Annotated in this window: 8 protein-coding genes; all 8 read left to right on the forward strand. The window is 74.3% G+C overall.

The genetic code is table 11. From position 1 onward, the window contains the following. Positions 1-33: 33 nt before the first annotated feature. A complete protein-coding gene (ppc, locus tag OG823_RS31590; RefSeq protein WP_371483610.1) occupies positions 34-2,745 on the forward strand; it encodes a phosphoenolpyruvate carboxylase in 2,712 nt (903 codons plus the stop codon). Between the two features lie 42 nt (positions 2,746-2,787). After that, positions 2,788-3,831, forward strand: coding sequence for an MBL fold metallo-hydrolase (locus OG823_RS31595; RefSeq protein ID WP_371483611.1), 1,044 nt, complete (start codon positions 2,788-2,790; stop codon positions 3,829-3,831). Between the two features lie 403 nt (positions 3,832-4,234). Next, entirely contained in the window at positions 4,235-4,834 is a 600-nt protein-coding gene (locus tag OG823_RS31600; protein WP_371483612.1) for a GNAT family N-acetyltransferase, read from the forward strand. Between the two features lie 116 nt (positions 4,835-4,950). Further along, positions 4,951-7,098, forward strand: a complete 2,148-nt coding sequence (locus tag OG823_RS31605) for a WD40 repeat domain-containing protein (RefSeq protein ID WP_371483613.1) — start codon at positions 4,951-4,953, stop codon at positions 7,096-7,098. Between the two features lie 91 nt (positions 7,099-7,189). Continuing rightward, positions 7,190-9,952, forward strand: coding sequence for a BTAD domain-containing putative transcriptional regulator (locus tag OG823_RS31610; protein ID WP_371483615.1), 2,763 nt, complete (start codon positions 7,190-7,192; stop codon positions 9,950-9,952). A 265-nt stretch (positions 9,953-10,217) separates the two neighbouring features. After that, positions 10,218-10,919: a hypothetical protein gene (locus OG823_RS31615; protein ID WP_371483617.1), complete on the forward strand. Its 702-nt coding sequence runs from the start codon at positions 10,218-10,220 to the stop codon at positions 10,917-10,919. A gap of 238 nt (positions 10,920-11,157) precedes the next feature. Continuing rightward, positions 11,158-13,473, forward strand: a complete 2,316-nt coding sequence (locus OG823_RS31620; protein ID WP_371483618.1) for a hypothetical protein — start codon at positions 11,158-11,160, stop codon at positions 13,471-13,473. 40 nt (positions 13,474-13,513) lie between these two features. Then, positions 13,514-14,611, forward strand: a complete 1,098-nt coding sequence (locus OG823_RS31625) for a WXG100 family type VII secretion target (protein WP_371483620.1) — start codon at positions 13,514-13,516, stop codon at positions 14,609-14,611. The last annotated feature ends 1 nt before the right edge of the window (position 14,612 follow it).

Consider the following 14,612-nt stretch of genomic DNA (forward strand, 5'->3'; position numbering starts at 1 on the left):
CGGACCTTCAACACTCCCCGATCAGGAGCAGTCATGAACGCCCGTACCGACCATGCCGCCCTGCAGGCGGACCTCCGCCACCTCTCGGACCTGCTGGACGAGACCCTCGTCCGCCAGGAGGGCCCCGAACTGCTCGGCCTGGTCGAGCAGGTCCGCCTGCTCAGCCGAACCGACGGTGAGGCCACCGCCGACCTTCTGCGCGGCATCGGGCCGGCCACCGCGGCCAACCTGGTTCGCGCCCTCGCCACCTACTTCCACCTGGCCAACGTCGCCGAACAGGTGCACCGCGGCCGCGAACTGCGCACCGTCAGGGAACGGGCCGGCGCCGCCCTCGCCCGCGTCGTGCAGCAGGCGGCGAGGGAGGCGCCACAGGCCCTGACCCGCGCGGTCGAGAACCTGAACGTCCGGCCGGTCTTCACCGCCCACCCCACCGAGGCCGCCCGCCGCTCGGTTCTGACCAAGCTGCGCCGGATCGCCGAACTGCTGGAGATCCCCGTCCCCGAGGCGGACCGCCGCCGGCACGACGCTCGGCTCGCCGAGACCATCGACCTCATGTGGCAGACCGACGAGCTGCGGGTGGTCCGCCCCGAGCCCGCCGACGAGGCCCGCAACGCCCTCTACTACCTGGACGAGCTGCACTCCGGCGCGGTCGGCGACGTCCTGGAGGACCTGACCGCGGAGCTCAACCGGGCCGGCATCGAACTCCCCTATGAAGCACGACCTTTGACCTTCGGCACCTGGATCGGCGGTGATCGCGACGGCAACCCCGGCGTCACCCCGGACGTCACCTGGGACGTACTGATCCTCCAGCACGAGCACGGCATCAACGACGCCCTGGCGATGGTCGACGGACTGCGCGGCCTGCTCTCCAACTCCATCCGGTACACCGGCGCCACCGCCGAACTGCTCGGCTCGCTGGAGCAGGACCTCGCCCGGCTGCCCGAGATCAGCCCTCGCTACAAGCGGCTCAACTCCGAGGAGCCGTACCGTCTCAAGGTCACCGCGATCCGCCAGAAGCTGCTGAACACCAAGCGCCGGCTCGCCGAGGGCTCCCCGCACGAGGCGGACCGCGACTACCTCGGCACCGCCGAGCTGCTGCGCGACCTCACCCTGGTGCAGACCTCGCTGCGCGAGCACCGCGGCGGCCTGGCCGCCGAGGGCCGGCTCGGCCGCACGATCCGCACCCTCGCCGCGTTCGGCCTGCAACTGGCCACCATGGACGTGCGCGAGCACGCCGACGCCCACCACCAGGCCCTCGGCCAGCTCTTCGACCGGCTCGGCGAGGAGTCCTGGCAGTACGCCGAGATGCCCCGCGACTACCGGCAGCGGCTGCTGGCCAAGGAGCTCACCTCCCGCCGGCTGCTCGGCCCGGCGCAGCTGGACCCGGCGGGGGAGAAGACCCTCGGTGTCTTCCACACCGTCCGCCGGGCCCTGGACTCCTTCGGCCCCGAGGTCATCGAGTCGTACATCATCTCGATGTGCCAGGGCGCCGACGACGTCCTCGCCGCCACCGTGCTCGCCCGCGAGGCCGGCCTGATCGACCTGCACGCCGGCGTCGCCAGGATCGGCATCGTGCCGCTGCTGGAGACCACCGACGAGCTGAAGTCCGCCGACACGATCCTGGAGGACATGCTCTGCGACCCCTCCTACCGGGCCCTGGTCGCCCTGCGCGGCGACATCCAGGAGGTCATGCTCGGCTACTCCGACTCCTCCAAGTTCGGCGGCATCACCACCTCCCAGTGGGAGATCCACCGCGCCCAGCGCCGGCTGCGCGACGTCGCCCACCGGCACGGGGTGCGGCTGCGCCTCTTCCACGGCCGCGGCGGCACCGTCGGCCGCGGCGGCGGCCCCTCGCACGACGCGATCCTGGCCCAGCCCTGGGGCACCCTGGAGGGCGAGATCAAGGTCACCGAGCAGGGTGAGGTGATCAGCGACAAGTACCTGCTGCCCTCACTGGCCCGGGAGAACCTGGAGCTGACGGTCGCCGCCGCGCTGGAGGCCTCCGCGCTGCACACCGCGCCGCGCCGGTCTGACGAGGCCCGGGCGCGCTGGGACGCCGCGATGGATCTGGTGTCCGACGCCGCGCACGCGGCCTACCGCGCGCTGGTGGAGGACCCGGACCTGCCCGCCTACTTCCTGGCCTCCACCCCGGTCGACCAACTCGCCGACCTCCACCTGGGTTCACGGCCCTCACGCCGCCCGGACTCCGGCGGCGGACTGGACGGCCTGCGGGCGATCCCCTGGGTGTTCGGCTGGACGCAGTCCCGGCAGATCGTGCCGGGCTGGTACGGCGTCGGCTCCGGGCTGAAGGCGCTGCGCGAGGCGGGCCAGGGCGCCGTGCTGGACGAGATGCACGACCAGTGGCACTTCTTCCGCAACTTCGTCTCCAACGTGGAGATGACCCTGGCCAAGACGGACCTGCGGATCGCCCGGCACTACGTCGAGACGCTGGTGCCGCAGCCGCTGCAGCACGTCTTCGCGGCCGTCGAGGCCGAACACGACTTGACCGTCAGCGAGCTGCTGCGGATCACCGGGGAGCATGAACTCCTCGACGCCCAGCCGGTGTTGAAGCAGACCTTCGCGGTCCGCGACGCCTACCTCGACCCGATCTCCTACCTCCAGGTCGCCCTGCTGAAGCGCCAGCGGGAGGCCGCCGCCGCGGCCGAGGAGCCGGACCGCACGCTCTGCCGGGCCCTGCTGCTGACCGTCAACGGCGTCGCCGCCGGCCTGCGCAACACCGGCTGACCCCGAGTCCGAGACCGCCACCCCCACGAAGGAACCCCCGCCATGACAGAGACACCCACGCCCCGGGACGCCCCCTCCCGGCGCGGCGTGCTGCGCACCGCCGTCGTCGCCGGCGCGGCCCTGGCCGTCCCGCTCGCCGGCGGACTCTCCCGGGCCGCGGCCGGGGAGACGGCCCTGCCCGGCCACGCCCCGATCGGCTCGCTCGGCGACCAGTCCGCCGTCCGCACCTTCACCCTGGGCGACGTCCGGCTCACCTACGTCGTCGACGCCGCGATGGAGTTGGACCGATCCGGCTTCCTGCCCGCCGTTCCCTCCTCCTACTGGGCGGCGCACCCCGAGGAGGTGGCGCCCTCCGGCCGGATCGCCGCCTCGGCCGGCGGCGTCCTGGTCGAGCGGGGCCCCCGCCGACTGCTGATCGACGTGGGCCTCGGTGCGAACCTGCTCCCCGCCTCGCTCGGCGTCTCCCGCGGCGGAGCGCTGCTGCGTACCCTCCGGGCGCTGCGGGTGCGGCCGGAGAGCGTCGACACCGTGGCCTTCACCCACCTGCACACCGACCACACCGGCATGGGCTTCGTCACCGCGCCGGGCCGGGCGCCGCGCAAGGCGTTCCCCCGCGCGCACTACCTGGTGGCCGGGGCGGAGTGGGAGCCGTTCTGGGAGCACCGGGTGAAGGTCGGGGCGCCCTCCTGGGACAGCTTCATGGTGCCGATGTCGAAGGTGCTGCGCCGCTTCGACGACGGCGCTCAGGTGTGGCCCGGCGCCACCGCGCTGATCACCCCCGGCCACAGCCCCGGCCACACCACCTTCGTCGTCTCGGCCGGCGGCGGGCGGCGGATCCTGGTGTTCGGCGACGCCTTCCACACCCCGGCGCAGGTGGCCCACCCCGAGTGGCCGTCCGGGCCGGACACCGACGTCGACAAGGTGCTGACGGCCCGCCGGACCCTGCTCGCCGAGCTGCGCAAGCCGCACACCTACGGCTTCGCGTTCCACTTCGGCGACCAGGCCTTCGGCCGGGTGGGGGACGACGGCCGCTGGCACCCGGTGCCCGCCAGGGCCCTGCTGCCCGCCCCGATCCAGTTGCCGTAGCGCGCGTCGCGACACCACGTCCTCCCGCGCGAACCCGCGGAACGCCCGCGCCGACGGCGCCACCGCGTACGGGAGCGACGGCGAGACGCCCCGCAGCACGCCGCCGCACCCCGGTTGCGGCTGCGGGGCGTCCGCCCGCGCCTCCTCACGACCCGCGAGCGCTCCCGCACCCGGACGGCCGGAGCCCGGCTCACCCTCGCCGGGGCCCGCACCCGCCGGGCCGCCCCCGCACACCGACGTGATGCCCCGGCAACCGCAGCACCCGGATGCTCACGTTTGGCTAACGTCCTGGGGACGCGCGGAAACGGGGGTGGAGTGTGATTCACTGAGCGGGCCGTTCAGCCCGGTGGGGGTGGAACGGGCGGACTTCGGCGCTGCCGGGGTGCGCCTGTGAGCGGCGGGGATGTCGGGGAACGAGGGACTGCCGTCAGGGGGAGCGATGCGGGCGCTCGCCGCCGTTGGGGACGAGCCGCTGCGGGCGGACGGGCTGGTGCTGCGCCGGCCGGTGGCGGGGGATGCGCCGCTCATTTTCCGGGGAACGCGGGATCCGCTGGTGCGGGAGTTCCTGCAGGCGGTGATCCCGCACCTGGACGTGGCGGCCGCCGAACGCTGGCTGGCCGAGGTCCCGCCCCTGCTGTGGGCCGAGGGCCGGGCCGCCTACTTCACCGTGGATCTGGACGAAGAGCCGGTCGGCTGGGCCGAGTTGGTGAACCTGGACGCAGTGGACGAGAGCGCCGAGGTGGCCGTGTGGCTGCTGCCGGAACACCGCCGGATGCGGACCGCCACCGGCGCGCTGCGGCTGGTCTGCCGGTTCGGCTTCGAGCGGCTGGGCCTGCGCCGGATCGACGCGTTCGCCGCCGCCGACAACATGCCGAGCCAGGTGATGGGCGCCGCGATCGGCTTCCGCCGGGCCGGGTACCGTCCGGCGCTGTTCCGCAGCTCCCGCACCCAGCGGCTGCACGACGCGGTGCACGCCACCCTCGTCCCCGACGACCTGTGCTGATCGCGGCGAGGAGCACCCGACGAGCACCGGGGTACGAACCCGGAGACGAACCCGGGCAGAGAAACGGGCAACCGCAGGGGCAGGCAACTGCCGAGCAGGGCAGAAGGAGTAGCGACATGTCAGGAAGCGTCCGACTGGAGACCGGTGGCCGCGAGCTGCTGATCACCGCCGACGGCACGTTCCGTGCGAGCGGGGCGGACGGCGGCGAGGAGCGGACCGGGCGGATCGACGGTGCGCTGGTGCGGCGGGTACTGGGCGCAAGCGGTGAGGCGCCCGCACCCGTCGAGGAGCCGGCCGCGGCGCGGCGGCTGACCGTCGTCGGGCAGCCCGGCCACCCCGACCGGCAGTGGACCGACCGGACGGCGGCGCCCGTCCCGGCCTCGGCCGCCGCGCTGGAGGCCCTGCTGGACCAGCTGCTCGCCGAGCCCGGCGCCGCCGCCGCGCTGCCCGGCGCGCTGGCGCTCGCCGATCCGACCGTCCGCGGCGCCCGCACCGCCGCCGCGGTCGGCACGGTGGGCGGCCGGGCCGCGTACGCCCTGGTCGACACGGACGGCTCGTTCGGGCTGACCGCGCTGGACGACGCCGAGTCGCTGGGCGGTTCGGACGCCGGTGCGGGCCTGCTGCCCACCGCGGTGGCGCTCGGCGAGGCCGCCGGGCGTTCGCTGTTCGCGGTCGGCGGCGCGGACGGCTCGGTGCAGGTCTGGGACGCCGCCACCGGACAGGTCGCGCACGGCACCACCGGCGGCGGAGGCGCCCAGGCGGTCGCCGTCGCGGTGATCCGGGACATCCCGGTGGCGTTCTCGGCCGGCCAGTCCGGCGACCTGCGGGCGGTGCGCGCCGACGACGGCCGGGTGCTGGGCGCCCTGGCCGCCGGCGGGCAGGGCGCCACCGCGTTGCGCGCGGCCCGCTGCGCCGGGCTCGACCTGCTGGCCGCGGCCTCGCCCGACGGCAGCGTCCGGGTGTGGAACTCCGCCGACGGCGAGCAGCTGCACCTGCTGGTCGGCCACCGCGGCGAGGTCCGCGTCCTCGCGGTGCTGTCGATCGCCGACCAGGCGGTGCTCGCCTCGGCCGGCGAGGACCGCCGGATCCGGCTGTGGGACCTCGCCACCGGCCAGCTCGTCGCCGAACTCGACGGCCACACCGGCACCGTCACCGGCCTGGCCTTCCTCGACCTGGACGGCCGCCCGGTGCTGGCCTCCTGCGCACTGGACGGCACGGTGCGCACCTGGGACGTGTACGACGGGCGCCCGCTGCGCGGCTGGCCCGCCGGGGAGTGGCTGACCGCGCTGACCGCCGACGGCGCCCGCCTGCTGGTCGGCGACGAGAACGGGCGGATCACCGCCTGGGACGCCGCCACCGGAACGATCCGCGAGACGCCCACCCCGGTGGGCCGCACCGGCACGCCGGTCACCGCACTGGCCGGGGCCGAACTGGGCGGCCGGGCCGTGCTGGTGGCCGGGTTCGGCGACGGCACCATGATGGCCTGGGACGCGCTGACGGCGACTCGGCTGCTGGTGGTGGCCGCCGACGGCGGGCCGGTGCACTCGCTGGACGTCGCCGCCGGCGGCCCGCACGGTCCGCTGCTGGTCTCCGGCACGGCCGCCGGGTCGGTCCGCGCCCACGCGCTGCGCGACGGCACCGCGTACCCGCTGCCCGTCCCGCACACCGGGCCGGTGGTCGGGCTGGCGTTCACCGCCGACGAGCCGCCGCTGCTGGTCTCCGCCGGGCGGGACGGGGTGGTCGCGGTCCGCGACGCCGCCACCGGTGAGGCCCGGCTGCGCTTCGACACCGGACATGCGGGGACCACCGCGCTGGCGGCCACCCGGGCCGGTGGCCAGGACATCCTGGCCACCGTCGGCGCCGACCTGACGGTGCGGCTGTGGCACGGTGGCTCCGGCGGGGCCGGCCCGGTCTGCGAGGGCCTGGCGCAGCCCGCCGAGGTGCTGACCTTCGGAGAGCTGGGCGGACGTCCGGTGGTGATCGCCGGGGCGGCCGACGGCACGGTGCTGGTCTGGTCGGTCGAGAACGGCAGCCGCACCGCGCAGCTCACCGGCGGCGGCGCGGCGGTCCGCTCGCTGGTGTCCCGGGAGTTCGACGGCGAGGCGCTGCTGGCGGCGGGTGACACCGCCGGAGGGCTGCGACTGTGGCACCTGGCGAGCGGCACCCTGCTGAACGAGGCCGCACTGGAGGGTGCTCCGTTGGCGATCGACCTCGACGAGGCGGGCCTGCGAGTCGTCACCCCCGGGGGGACGGTGTCTCTCTGACAGGCTTGGAGCCCTGGTTGGTCACTCAGCGTTCATAACGTCGAGATAAAGTCGCTTGCCTGTACATACCAAGGATACGGTGGGGGAAGCGGTGAACTTTCGGCTGCTCGGCGCGGTCTCGGCGGACGGCGTGGACGGGGAACTGCGGCTCGGACCGGAGAAACGGCGCAGCCTGCTCGCGCTCCTGCTGCTGCGCCGTAACCACGCCGTCTCGGTCGCCCAGCTGACCGAGGCGCTGTGGGTCGCGGCGCCTCCGGCCAACGCCCGCACCGTGGTGCAGAGCCACGTCTCCCGTCTTCGGGCGCTGCTCGCCGAGGCGCAGGCCGACCGGCACGGGGTGCTGCTGACCACCGCCGGGGACGCCTACGCCCTGCACCTGCCGGACGGGCTGGTGGACGTCGAACGGTTCGACGAGCTGCTGGCCGCCGCCCGCGCCGAGCAGCGCTCCGCCGCAGTGGTGGACGCGTTGGAGCGGGCGCTGGCGCTGTGGCGCGGGCCGGCGCTGACCGGCACCGTGGCCAGCCCACCGCTGGAGGCCTGGCGGCAGAGCCTGGAGGAGAACCGGCTCGCCGCGGTGGAACTCCTCGGCGAGCACTACCGGCTGCTTGGCGAGCCGGCCCGGGCCGTGGAGATTCTACGCGCGGAGACGGTGGCCCATCCGCTGCGCGAGTCGCTGGTCTCCGCGCTGATGCTGGCGCTGTTCGGGGCCGGGCGGCAGTCCGACGCGCTCGACTGGTACCACCGCACCCGCGAGTCGCTGGCTGACCGGCTCGGCGTCGACCCCGGCCGGGCTCTGAACGCCGCCTACGAGCGGATCCTGCGCGGTGAGGGGAGCACCGCCGGCACCGGCGGCCCGTCAGCCGCACTGCCGCAAGCCGTGGTCCGGGTGCCGGAGCAGCGTCGGGCCGAACCCGACCCGCTGCCCGCCGTCGATCTGCTGCCCCGCTCGCCGCGCGGATTCCACGGCCGGGAGACCGAACTCGCGGCCCTCGGCGACGCCGCGCGCACCGGCCCGGACGGCGCCGTCGCCCTGGTCACCGGCGCGGCCGGGGTCGGCAAGACCGCACTCGCCCTGCACTGGGCGCACCGCAACGCCGCGCGCTTCCCCGACGGCCAGCTCTTCGCCGACCTCGGCGGCTTCAGCGACCGCCCCGTACGCGAGACCGGCGAGGTGCTCGCCGAGTTCCTCGCCGCGCTCGGGGTCGCCCGAGAGGACCAGCCGGCCGGCGCCGCCGCCCGGGGCGCGCTCTACCGGCGGCTCACCGCCGGCCGCAGGGTGCTGGTGGTGATCGACGACGCCCGGGACCCGGCGCAGGTCCGCCCGCTGCTGCCCGGCGGCACCGACGCGGTCGCCGTGGTCACCAGCCGGCACCGGATGCTCGGCCTGCTCGTCTCCGAACTCGCCCGCCCCATCCCGTTGTCCGTGCTCGACCAGGACGAGTCCACCGCGCTGCTCGCCCGGGTGCTCGGCCCGGCCCGGATCGCCGCCGAACCCGCCGCCGCCCGCGAACTCGCCACCCTCTGCGACGGCCTGCCGCTCGCCCTGCGGATCGCCGCCGCCAAGCTCGCCGCCGACCCGCGCCGCGAACTCGCCTCCCTGGCCGGCCAACTCCGCCAGGAACAGCACCGGCTCGCCCGGCTCGCCACCGAGGAGGTCGGCGTGACCGGCGCGCTGCGGCTCTCCTACGAGCACTTGTCCCCGCCCGCCGCCCGGCTGTTCCGCACCCTCGGCTTCCACCCCGGTCCGGTGATCGACGCCTACAGCGCCGCCGCGCTCGGCGACCTCGACCTGTGCGCCGCCGTCGAAGCCCTGGAACAACTCGCCGCCGTCCACCTGATCGGCGAGACCGAGGGCGGCCGGTACACCCTGCGCGACCTGGTCCGGCTGTACGCCCGGGAGCTGAGCGTCCGGTCCGGCCCCGTCGAACAGCGGCTGGCCCGCAAACGCCTCGCCGACCAGTACATCTACACCGGCCTGGGCGCCGCCGAAGCCGCCGAACCCGGCAGCCAGTCCTGCTTCGTCCCCGTCCCCGACAGCCACCGGCCCCGCGCCACCGCCGAGTTCGCCACCGCCGCGGAGGCGCTGGCCTGGCTCGACGAGCACCGCGAGACCCTCGCCCAGCTGATCGCCACCATCGACCCCGACCGGGCCTGGCGACTGGCGCTCACCCAGTGGCCGCTGATCGTGCGCCGGGTTCGGGACGGCTGGGTGCCGCAACTGGAACACGCGCTGGACGCGGCCGTCGAAGCCGGCGACCCCGACGGCGAGAGCCAGGTCCGCGCCCTGCTCGGCTGGGTGCTGGTCTCCAACCGCCGCCTCCCGGAGGCGCAGACCTGCCTGGCCCCGGCCGCTGACCTCGCCCAGCGGGCCGGTAACCAGGTCGGCCGGGCGGTCGCGCTGATCAACCTGGCCCTGGTGCAGGCAGAACTCGGCGACACCGCCGCGGCCGGCGCCGGACTCGCCCAGGCCCTGGAGATCGCCCTCGCCATCGACCACCGGCACACCGTCACCCTCGCCCTCCAGCACCTGGCCCGCCACCTGCTGGACACCGGCCGCCCCCGCCAGGCCATCGAACACGTTCGGCGCGGGCTGGAGCTGACCGCCGAGGAAGCCCCCGCCGGGCGCCGCGTCCGGCTGCACACCGCCTGCGGCGAGGCGCTGACCGCCCTCGGCCGGCACCCCGAGGCCCGCGCCCGGCTGCAGGCCGCGCTCGCCGAGGCCGAACGCCTCGGGTACGACGAGGCCACCGCCGAGGTACTGCGCGCCCTCGCCCACGCCGAGGACGCCGCCGGACTGGCCCGCGCCGCCACCGTCCACCGCCGGCGGGCCGAAGAATTCGGCCCGGCGCCGTGACCAGGTGGGGCCGGGCCGCGGTGACCCGCCTGGATCGTCCGATCGACTCGTGTTCGCGTGGAAATCGGTTGATAAAGCGTTAGTCATGCGCATGCGAAAGGCAAGTGGCATGGGAGAGAATGAATGAGTGCGGCAGCTGTGGGTACACCCGGCGCTGCCCGTGGCACCGCGTCCGCACCAGCTGCTCACCCGGTCGCCCCGGGTGGCCCGGCAGACCCTCGCCCACCCGCACACGGGGCAGTGAAAGCGGGAGGGGTGTCCAGGGATGGCCGAAGAATCGGTGTATATCGACCTCGACGAGGTCCAGTCGTCAGCCAAGACGATCTTGGGGTTGCTGAAGGAACTGGAAGGCCCGGCCAACCAGTTGGAGGCAGCCGTCAAGCAGGTTCAGGCCTCGGTCTACGGTGTGGACTTGCTCGGCAAGTCACTGCAGGGCTCCGGCTCCTCGGTCGGTGGCCTGGGCCAGCACCAGGAGCAGGTGATGGCGGGCATCCGGGTCCTGATGCAGAACGCCACCGCGATGGGCGAGAACCTGGTCGCCATGGCCGCGCGCCACGAGGCCAACGACCAGCAGCACGCAGCCGAACTGACCCGGATCGGCGCGACCGGGACGACGCCCGCCGCGCCGGTCCTCGCCGGCCTGCCGACCGCCGGGCAGGTGCACCTGCCGACCGCTGCGCAGGTGCACCTGCCTACCCCCGGTGTTCTGACCCCCCGCCACTACGAGGGCACCACCCTCGCGCCGCTCGGCGAGCCGGACCGGATCAGCGCCGTCCCGACGGTGCCGGGCCTGCGGCCCGATGGTTTCCATTCGGCCACCCCGGACCTCGATCCGATCACCCGGCCCGCGCCGATCGCTCCCGTCAGCGTCCCCGACGCCGGGGTCGCCTACCACGGCCCGGACGCGCCGGAACTGCACTACAACGACAATCCCAACCCGCTGTTCGAGTACTACGCTGCGGACTGACCGAGCAGCGGCCACTGTCACCGGAGGCGACGGCGGCTGATGTCATGTCGGCTGACCCGAGACCCTTTCGGCTGAAGCCACGTGGAGAGCATCAGCCGAATCGCCATCCCGAGCAGGCACCGACGTTCCGACGTCCGACTGATCGCCGCGTCAGTCGATCCGACGCACCGTCACCGGGACCACCTCGGTGCCGGCCGTCGCCGAACCGACCCGACACCCTCTCAGAGAGCTTCCCGCCATGATCGAGCTGCCGGCCGACCTCGCCGAAGTACTCAAAACCGTGCAGAGCAACGAGAACGGCAAGGACATCGCCTTCCCGGACGGCGACGAGGAACTGCTCGCCCAGCTCGCCACCGCCTGGGACAAGTGGAACCAGGCCGCCGGCACCCACGTACAGGCGATCGCCCAGGCCGCGCAGCGCGCGATGGCCAGCATGGCCGGACCCGCCGCCGACAGCTTCCAGCAGTACCTGCAGAAGTTCGCCGTCGGTGACGGCTCACACGTCTCCACCACCCTGCAGGCCGGCAACGGCCTCGCCCAGGGCCTGTACGGCGCCGCCGAGGCGGTCAGCAACACCAAGAGCGAGATGATCCGCGAACTCCAGTACGCCAAGGAGTACATCGAGCAGAACCCGGCCGGAAAGCACGACGACATCGCGCAGTCCGAGGGCATCAAGCAGGCCGCCGCCACCTATCACCAGTACGTCAACCAGGTCGGCAGCGGCGTCGACGGCATGCTCCGCAAGAGCGCCGGCCACATCAGCGACATGAACGGCATGGGCAAGACCTGCGCTCTCAACGGCGCGGGTGGCGCCGGGGGTTCGGGCGGCCCGGGCGGCGCGGGCGGTGCGGGCGGTGCCGGCGGCACCGCCATCGACCCGAGGACGGGGTTGCCTTTCCAGGCGGGGGCTGCTGGTGGGATCGACCCGAGGACGGGGTTGCCTTTCCAGGCGGGGGCTGCTGGTGGGATCGATCCGGCGACGGGGTTGCCTTTCCAGGCGGGGGCTGCTGGTGGGATCGATCCGGCGACGGGGTTGCCTTTCCAGGCGGGGGCTGCTGGTGGGATCGATCCGGCGACGGGGTTGCCTTTCCAGGCGGGGGCTGCTGGTGGGATCGATCCGGCGACGGGGTTGCCCTTCCAGGCGGGGGCCTTCCCGAGCGGCGCCGACGGCGCGGGCGGTGGCGGTGGTGGTGGCGCCGCCCCGTTCAGCATGGGCGCCGTCAACGCTCCCGACGCGTTCGCGGGTGGCGGCGGTGGCGGCGGTGGCGGCGGTTCCTTCGACGGCGGCTCGTTCGACGGCGGCTCGTTCGACGGTGGGGGCGGCGGCGCCGGCTCCGGTGGAGACAGCGCGGACACGCCCAGGCTGAAGCCGTTCACGCCGCTGACGCCCACCATGACGAACTTCGGCGAGGGTGCCGGTGTGGGCGACGGAACCCCGACGTTCACCCCGCTGCCGGTCAGCCCCTCCCACAGCTCGCTGAACCTCGCCGGGCTCTCCGACCCCAACGTCGGTGGAGCGGGCGGTTCAGGATTCGGCTCCGGCTCGGGCCCGGGTGGCGGCATCGGTGGCGGGATCGGTGGCGGGCTGGGCGGCAGCGCGGGCGGGGCCGGGGCCGGCGGGCTGTCGCCGTTCGGCGGTGCGGGCGGACTCGGGAGCGCGTTCGGCGGTGCGTTCGGGGGTGGCGGGGGATCCGGAGTCGGCGGCGCGGAAGGCACCGCCTTGGCGCGTGCCGGCGGCCTCGGAGCGGCGACGGCCGGCAGGACGACCGGCGCCGCCGGCGCGGTGGCCGGCTCCGGCTTCGGCTCCGGTGCGGGCAGCGGCAGCGCCGCCTCCCGGGCCGGTGGCATGCCCGGCGGTGGCATGGCCGGCGGCCACATGCCCGGCGGGGGCGGGGGCGGCGGCGGTCGTGGTAAGGAAGCCCGCAAGGGCAACCGGTTCCTCAGCCCCACCCGGTTCGGCCTCGAAGGCGAGGAGGAGGCGGAGCTGCCGGCCGCGGACTCCGGCATCCTCGGCCAGGCCGGCGAGGCCGATCCGCGCGACCGGCAGTGGCAGCGTGCCCGCCGCCGCTGGCTGGACGACGCCCGCACCGACGGTACCTTCGGGCTGCCCGAGGCGGCGGCGTCCACCGAGACCGCCACGGCTGCCGCACCCACCAGCGAGCAGGCGATGCTCAACCAGCTCGCCGGCGTGCTGCTCGGCTCCGGCGCCGACCCCGAGGCGGCGGCGTCCACCGAGACCGCGACCGAGACGGCGACCGAGACCGCGAGCAGCGGCACCCCGGCTGTCGATCTGACGGCCACTCAATCGGGCTCCGTCACAACCGAGTCGGCGGGGGACACGGACGAGGGCTATCTCGATCGCTCCCGGGCTGCCGCCGCGCGGCGCGGCCACCCAGATGCGCCCGAGGCCGCCGCGCCGGCAGCCGCGCCCGCGGCAGCGGCTCCGGCGGCCGCCGGAAAGCCCGCCCCGCTCCGCGAGGAGGGCGGCTACCAGGTCCCCAGCCCGTTCATGCGCGCCGCACTCAGCCGCCTCGCCGCCCCCGCGGCGGACTGACCCGCGCCCGCCGCTGAACCCGCACCGACGAAGGAACACCATGAGCAACGACGAGCCCGCCTGGTACGAGACCGAGGCCACGCATGAGGAGCCGTTGGAACAGGCACAGCCCGAGTTTTTGGCGCGGCAGGGGGTTGAGTTGGCGCCCGATGAGCCGTTTGTGCAGGCGCGGCAGGGGGTTGAGTTGGCGCCCGATGAGCCGTTTGTGCAGGCGCGGCAGGGGGTTGAGTTGGCGCCCGATGAGCCGTTTGTGCAGGCGCGGCAGGGGGTTGAGTTGATGCCCGATGAGCCGTTTGTGCAGGCGCGGCAGGGGGTTGAGTTGGCGCCTGATGAGCCGTTTGTGCAGGCGCGGCAGGGGGTTGAGTTGATGCCCGATGAGCCGTTTGTGCAGGCGCGGCAGGGGGTTGAGTTGGCGCCCGATGAGCCGTTTGTGCAGGCGCGGCAGGGGGTTGAGTTGGCGCCTGACGAGCCGTTTGTGCAGGCGCGGCAGGGGGTTGAGTTGGCGCCCGATGAGCCGTTTGTGCAGGCACAGTCGGAGTTGAGGCCGGCGGAGCGGCACGGGATGGAGCTGCCTGAAGGGCAGTTGAGGCCGGCGCAGTCGGAGTTGAGGATGGCCGCGCTGCCCGAGCAGCAGGTGCGGGCCCGCACTGCCGCGTCGGTGTCCAAGCGGAGGGTTGAGGGGGCTGACGGCGGCGGCAGTGCCGGTCAGGGCTTCAAGGTCGACCCGGAGCAGTACCAGGCGGCGGTGTCGCCGATGCTCGCCGCATCCGAGCAGGTCCGGTCGCTGTACACCTCGTTGAGCGCGTTCCTGCCATCGCTGGAGGCGCAGAACCCGTGGGGCAACGACGAGTCCGGCAAGAAGTTCGCCGAGGGTGAGAAGGGCTACCTGAAGTACAGCAAGGACACGCTGGACGTCGTCAAGGGCCTGCCCGACGCGCTGAAGGGCATCGCCGACGGTCTGAAGGCGATGGCCCAGAGCTACCAGGGCGCCGACGAGTCGATCGCCGCCGAGTTCGACGGCATGGACACCGGCGCGAGCTCGCTGCCCGCGGCGCCGTCCCTGCCGAGCACCCCGGTGAACATCCCCGTACACATCCCGGTGACCCCGCGGAATGTCATCCAGAGCGGAAGGCACTGAC

The organism is Kitasatospora sp. NBC_00315 (genome assembly GCF_041435095.1).
Taxonomy (GTDB): domain Bacteria; phylum Actinomycetota; class Actinomycetes; order Streptomycetales; family Streptomycetaceae; genus Kitasatospora.

What these genes read in the sequence shown, in the direction of transcription:
- OG823_RS31600 (WP_371483612.1), top strand. Translation starts at nt 4,235, where the DNA reads ATGTCGGGGAACGAGGGACTGCCGTCAGGGGGAGCGATGCGGGCGCTC.
- OG823_RS31620 (WP_371483618.1), top strand. Translation starts at nt 11,158, where the DNA reads ATGATCGAGCTGCCGGCCGACCTCGCCGAAGTACTCAAAACCGTGCAG.
- ppc (WP_371483610.1), top strand. Translation starts at nt 34, where the DNA reads ATGAACGCCCGTACCGACCATGCCGCCCTGCAGGCGGACCTCCGCCAC.
- OG823_RS31605 (WP_371483613.1), top strand. Translation starts at nt 4,951, where the DNA reads ATGTCAGGAAGCGTCCGACTGGAGACCGGTGGCCGCGAGCTGCTGATC.
- OG823_RS31615 (WP_371483617.1), top strand. Translation starts at nt 10,218, where the DNA reads ATGGCCGAAGAATCGGTGTATATCGACCTCGACGAGGTCCAGTCGTCA.
- OG823_RS31595 (WP_371483611.1), top strand. Translation starts at nt 2,788, where the DNA reads ATGACAGAGACACCCACGCCCCGGGACGCCCCCTCCCGGCGCGGCGTG.
- OG823_RS31625 (WP_371483620.1), top strand. Translation starts at nt 13,514, where the DNA reads ATGAGCAACGACGAGCCCGCCTGGTACGAGACCGAGGCCACGCATGAG.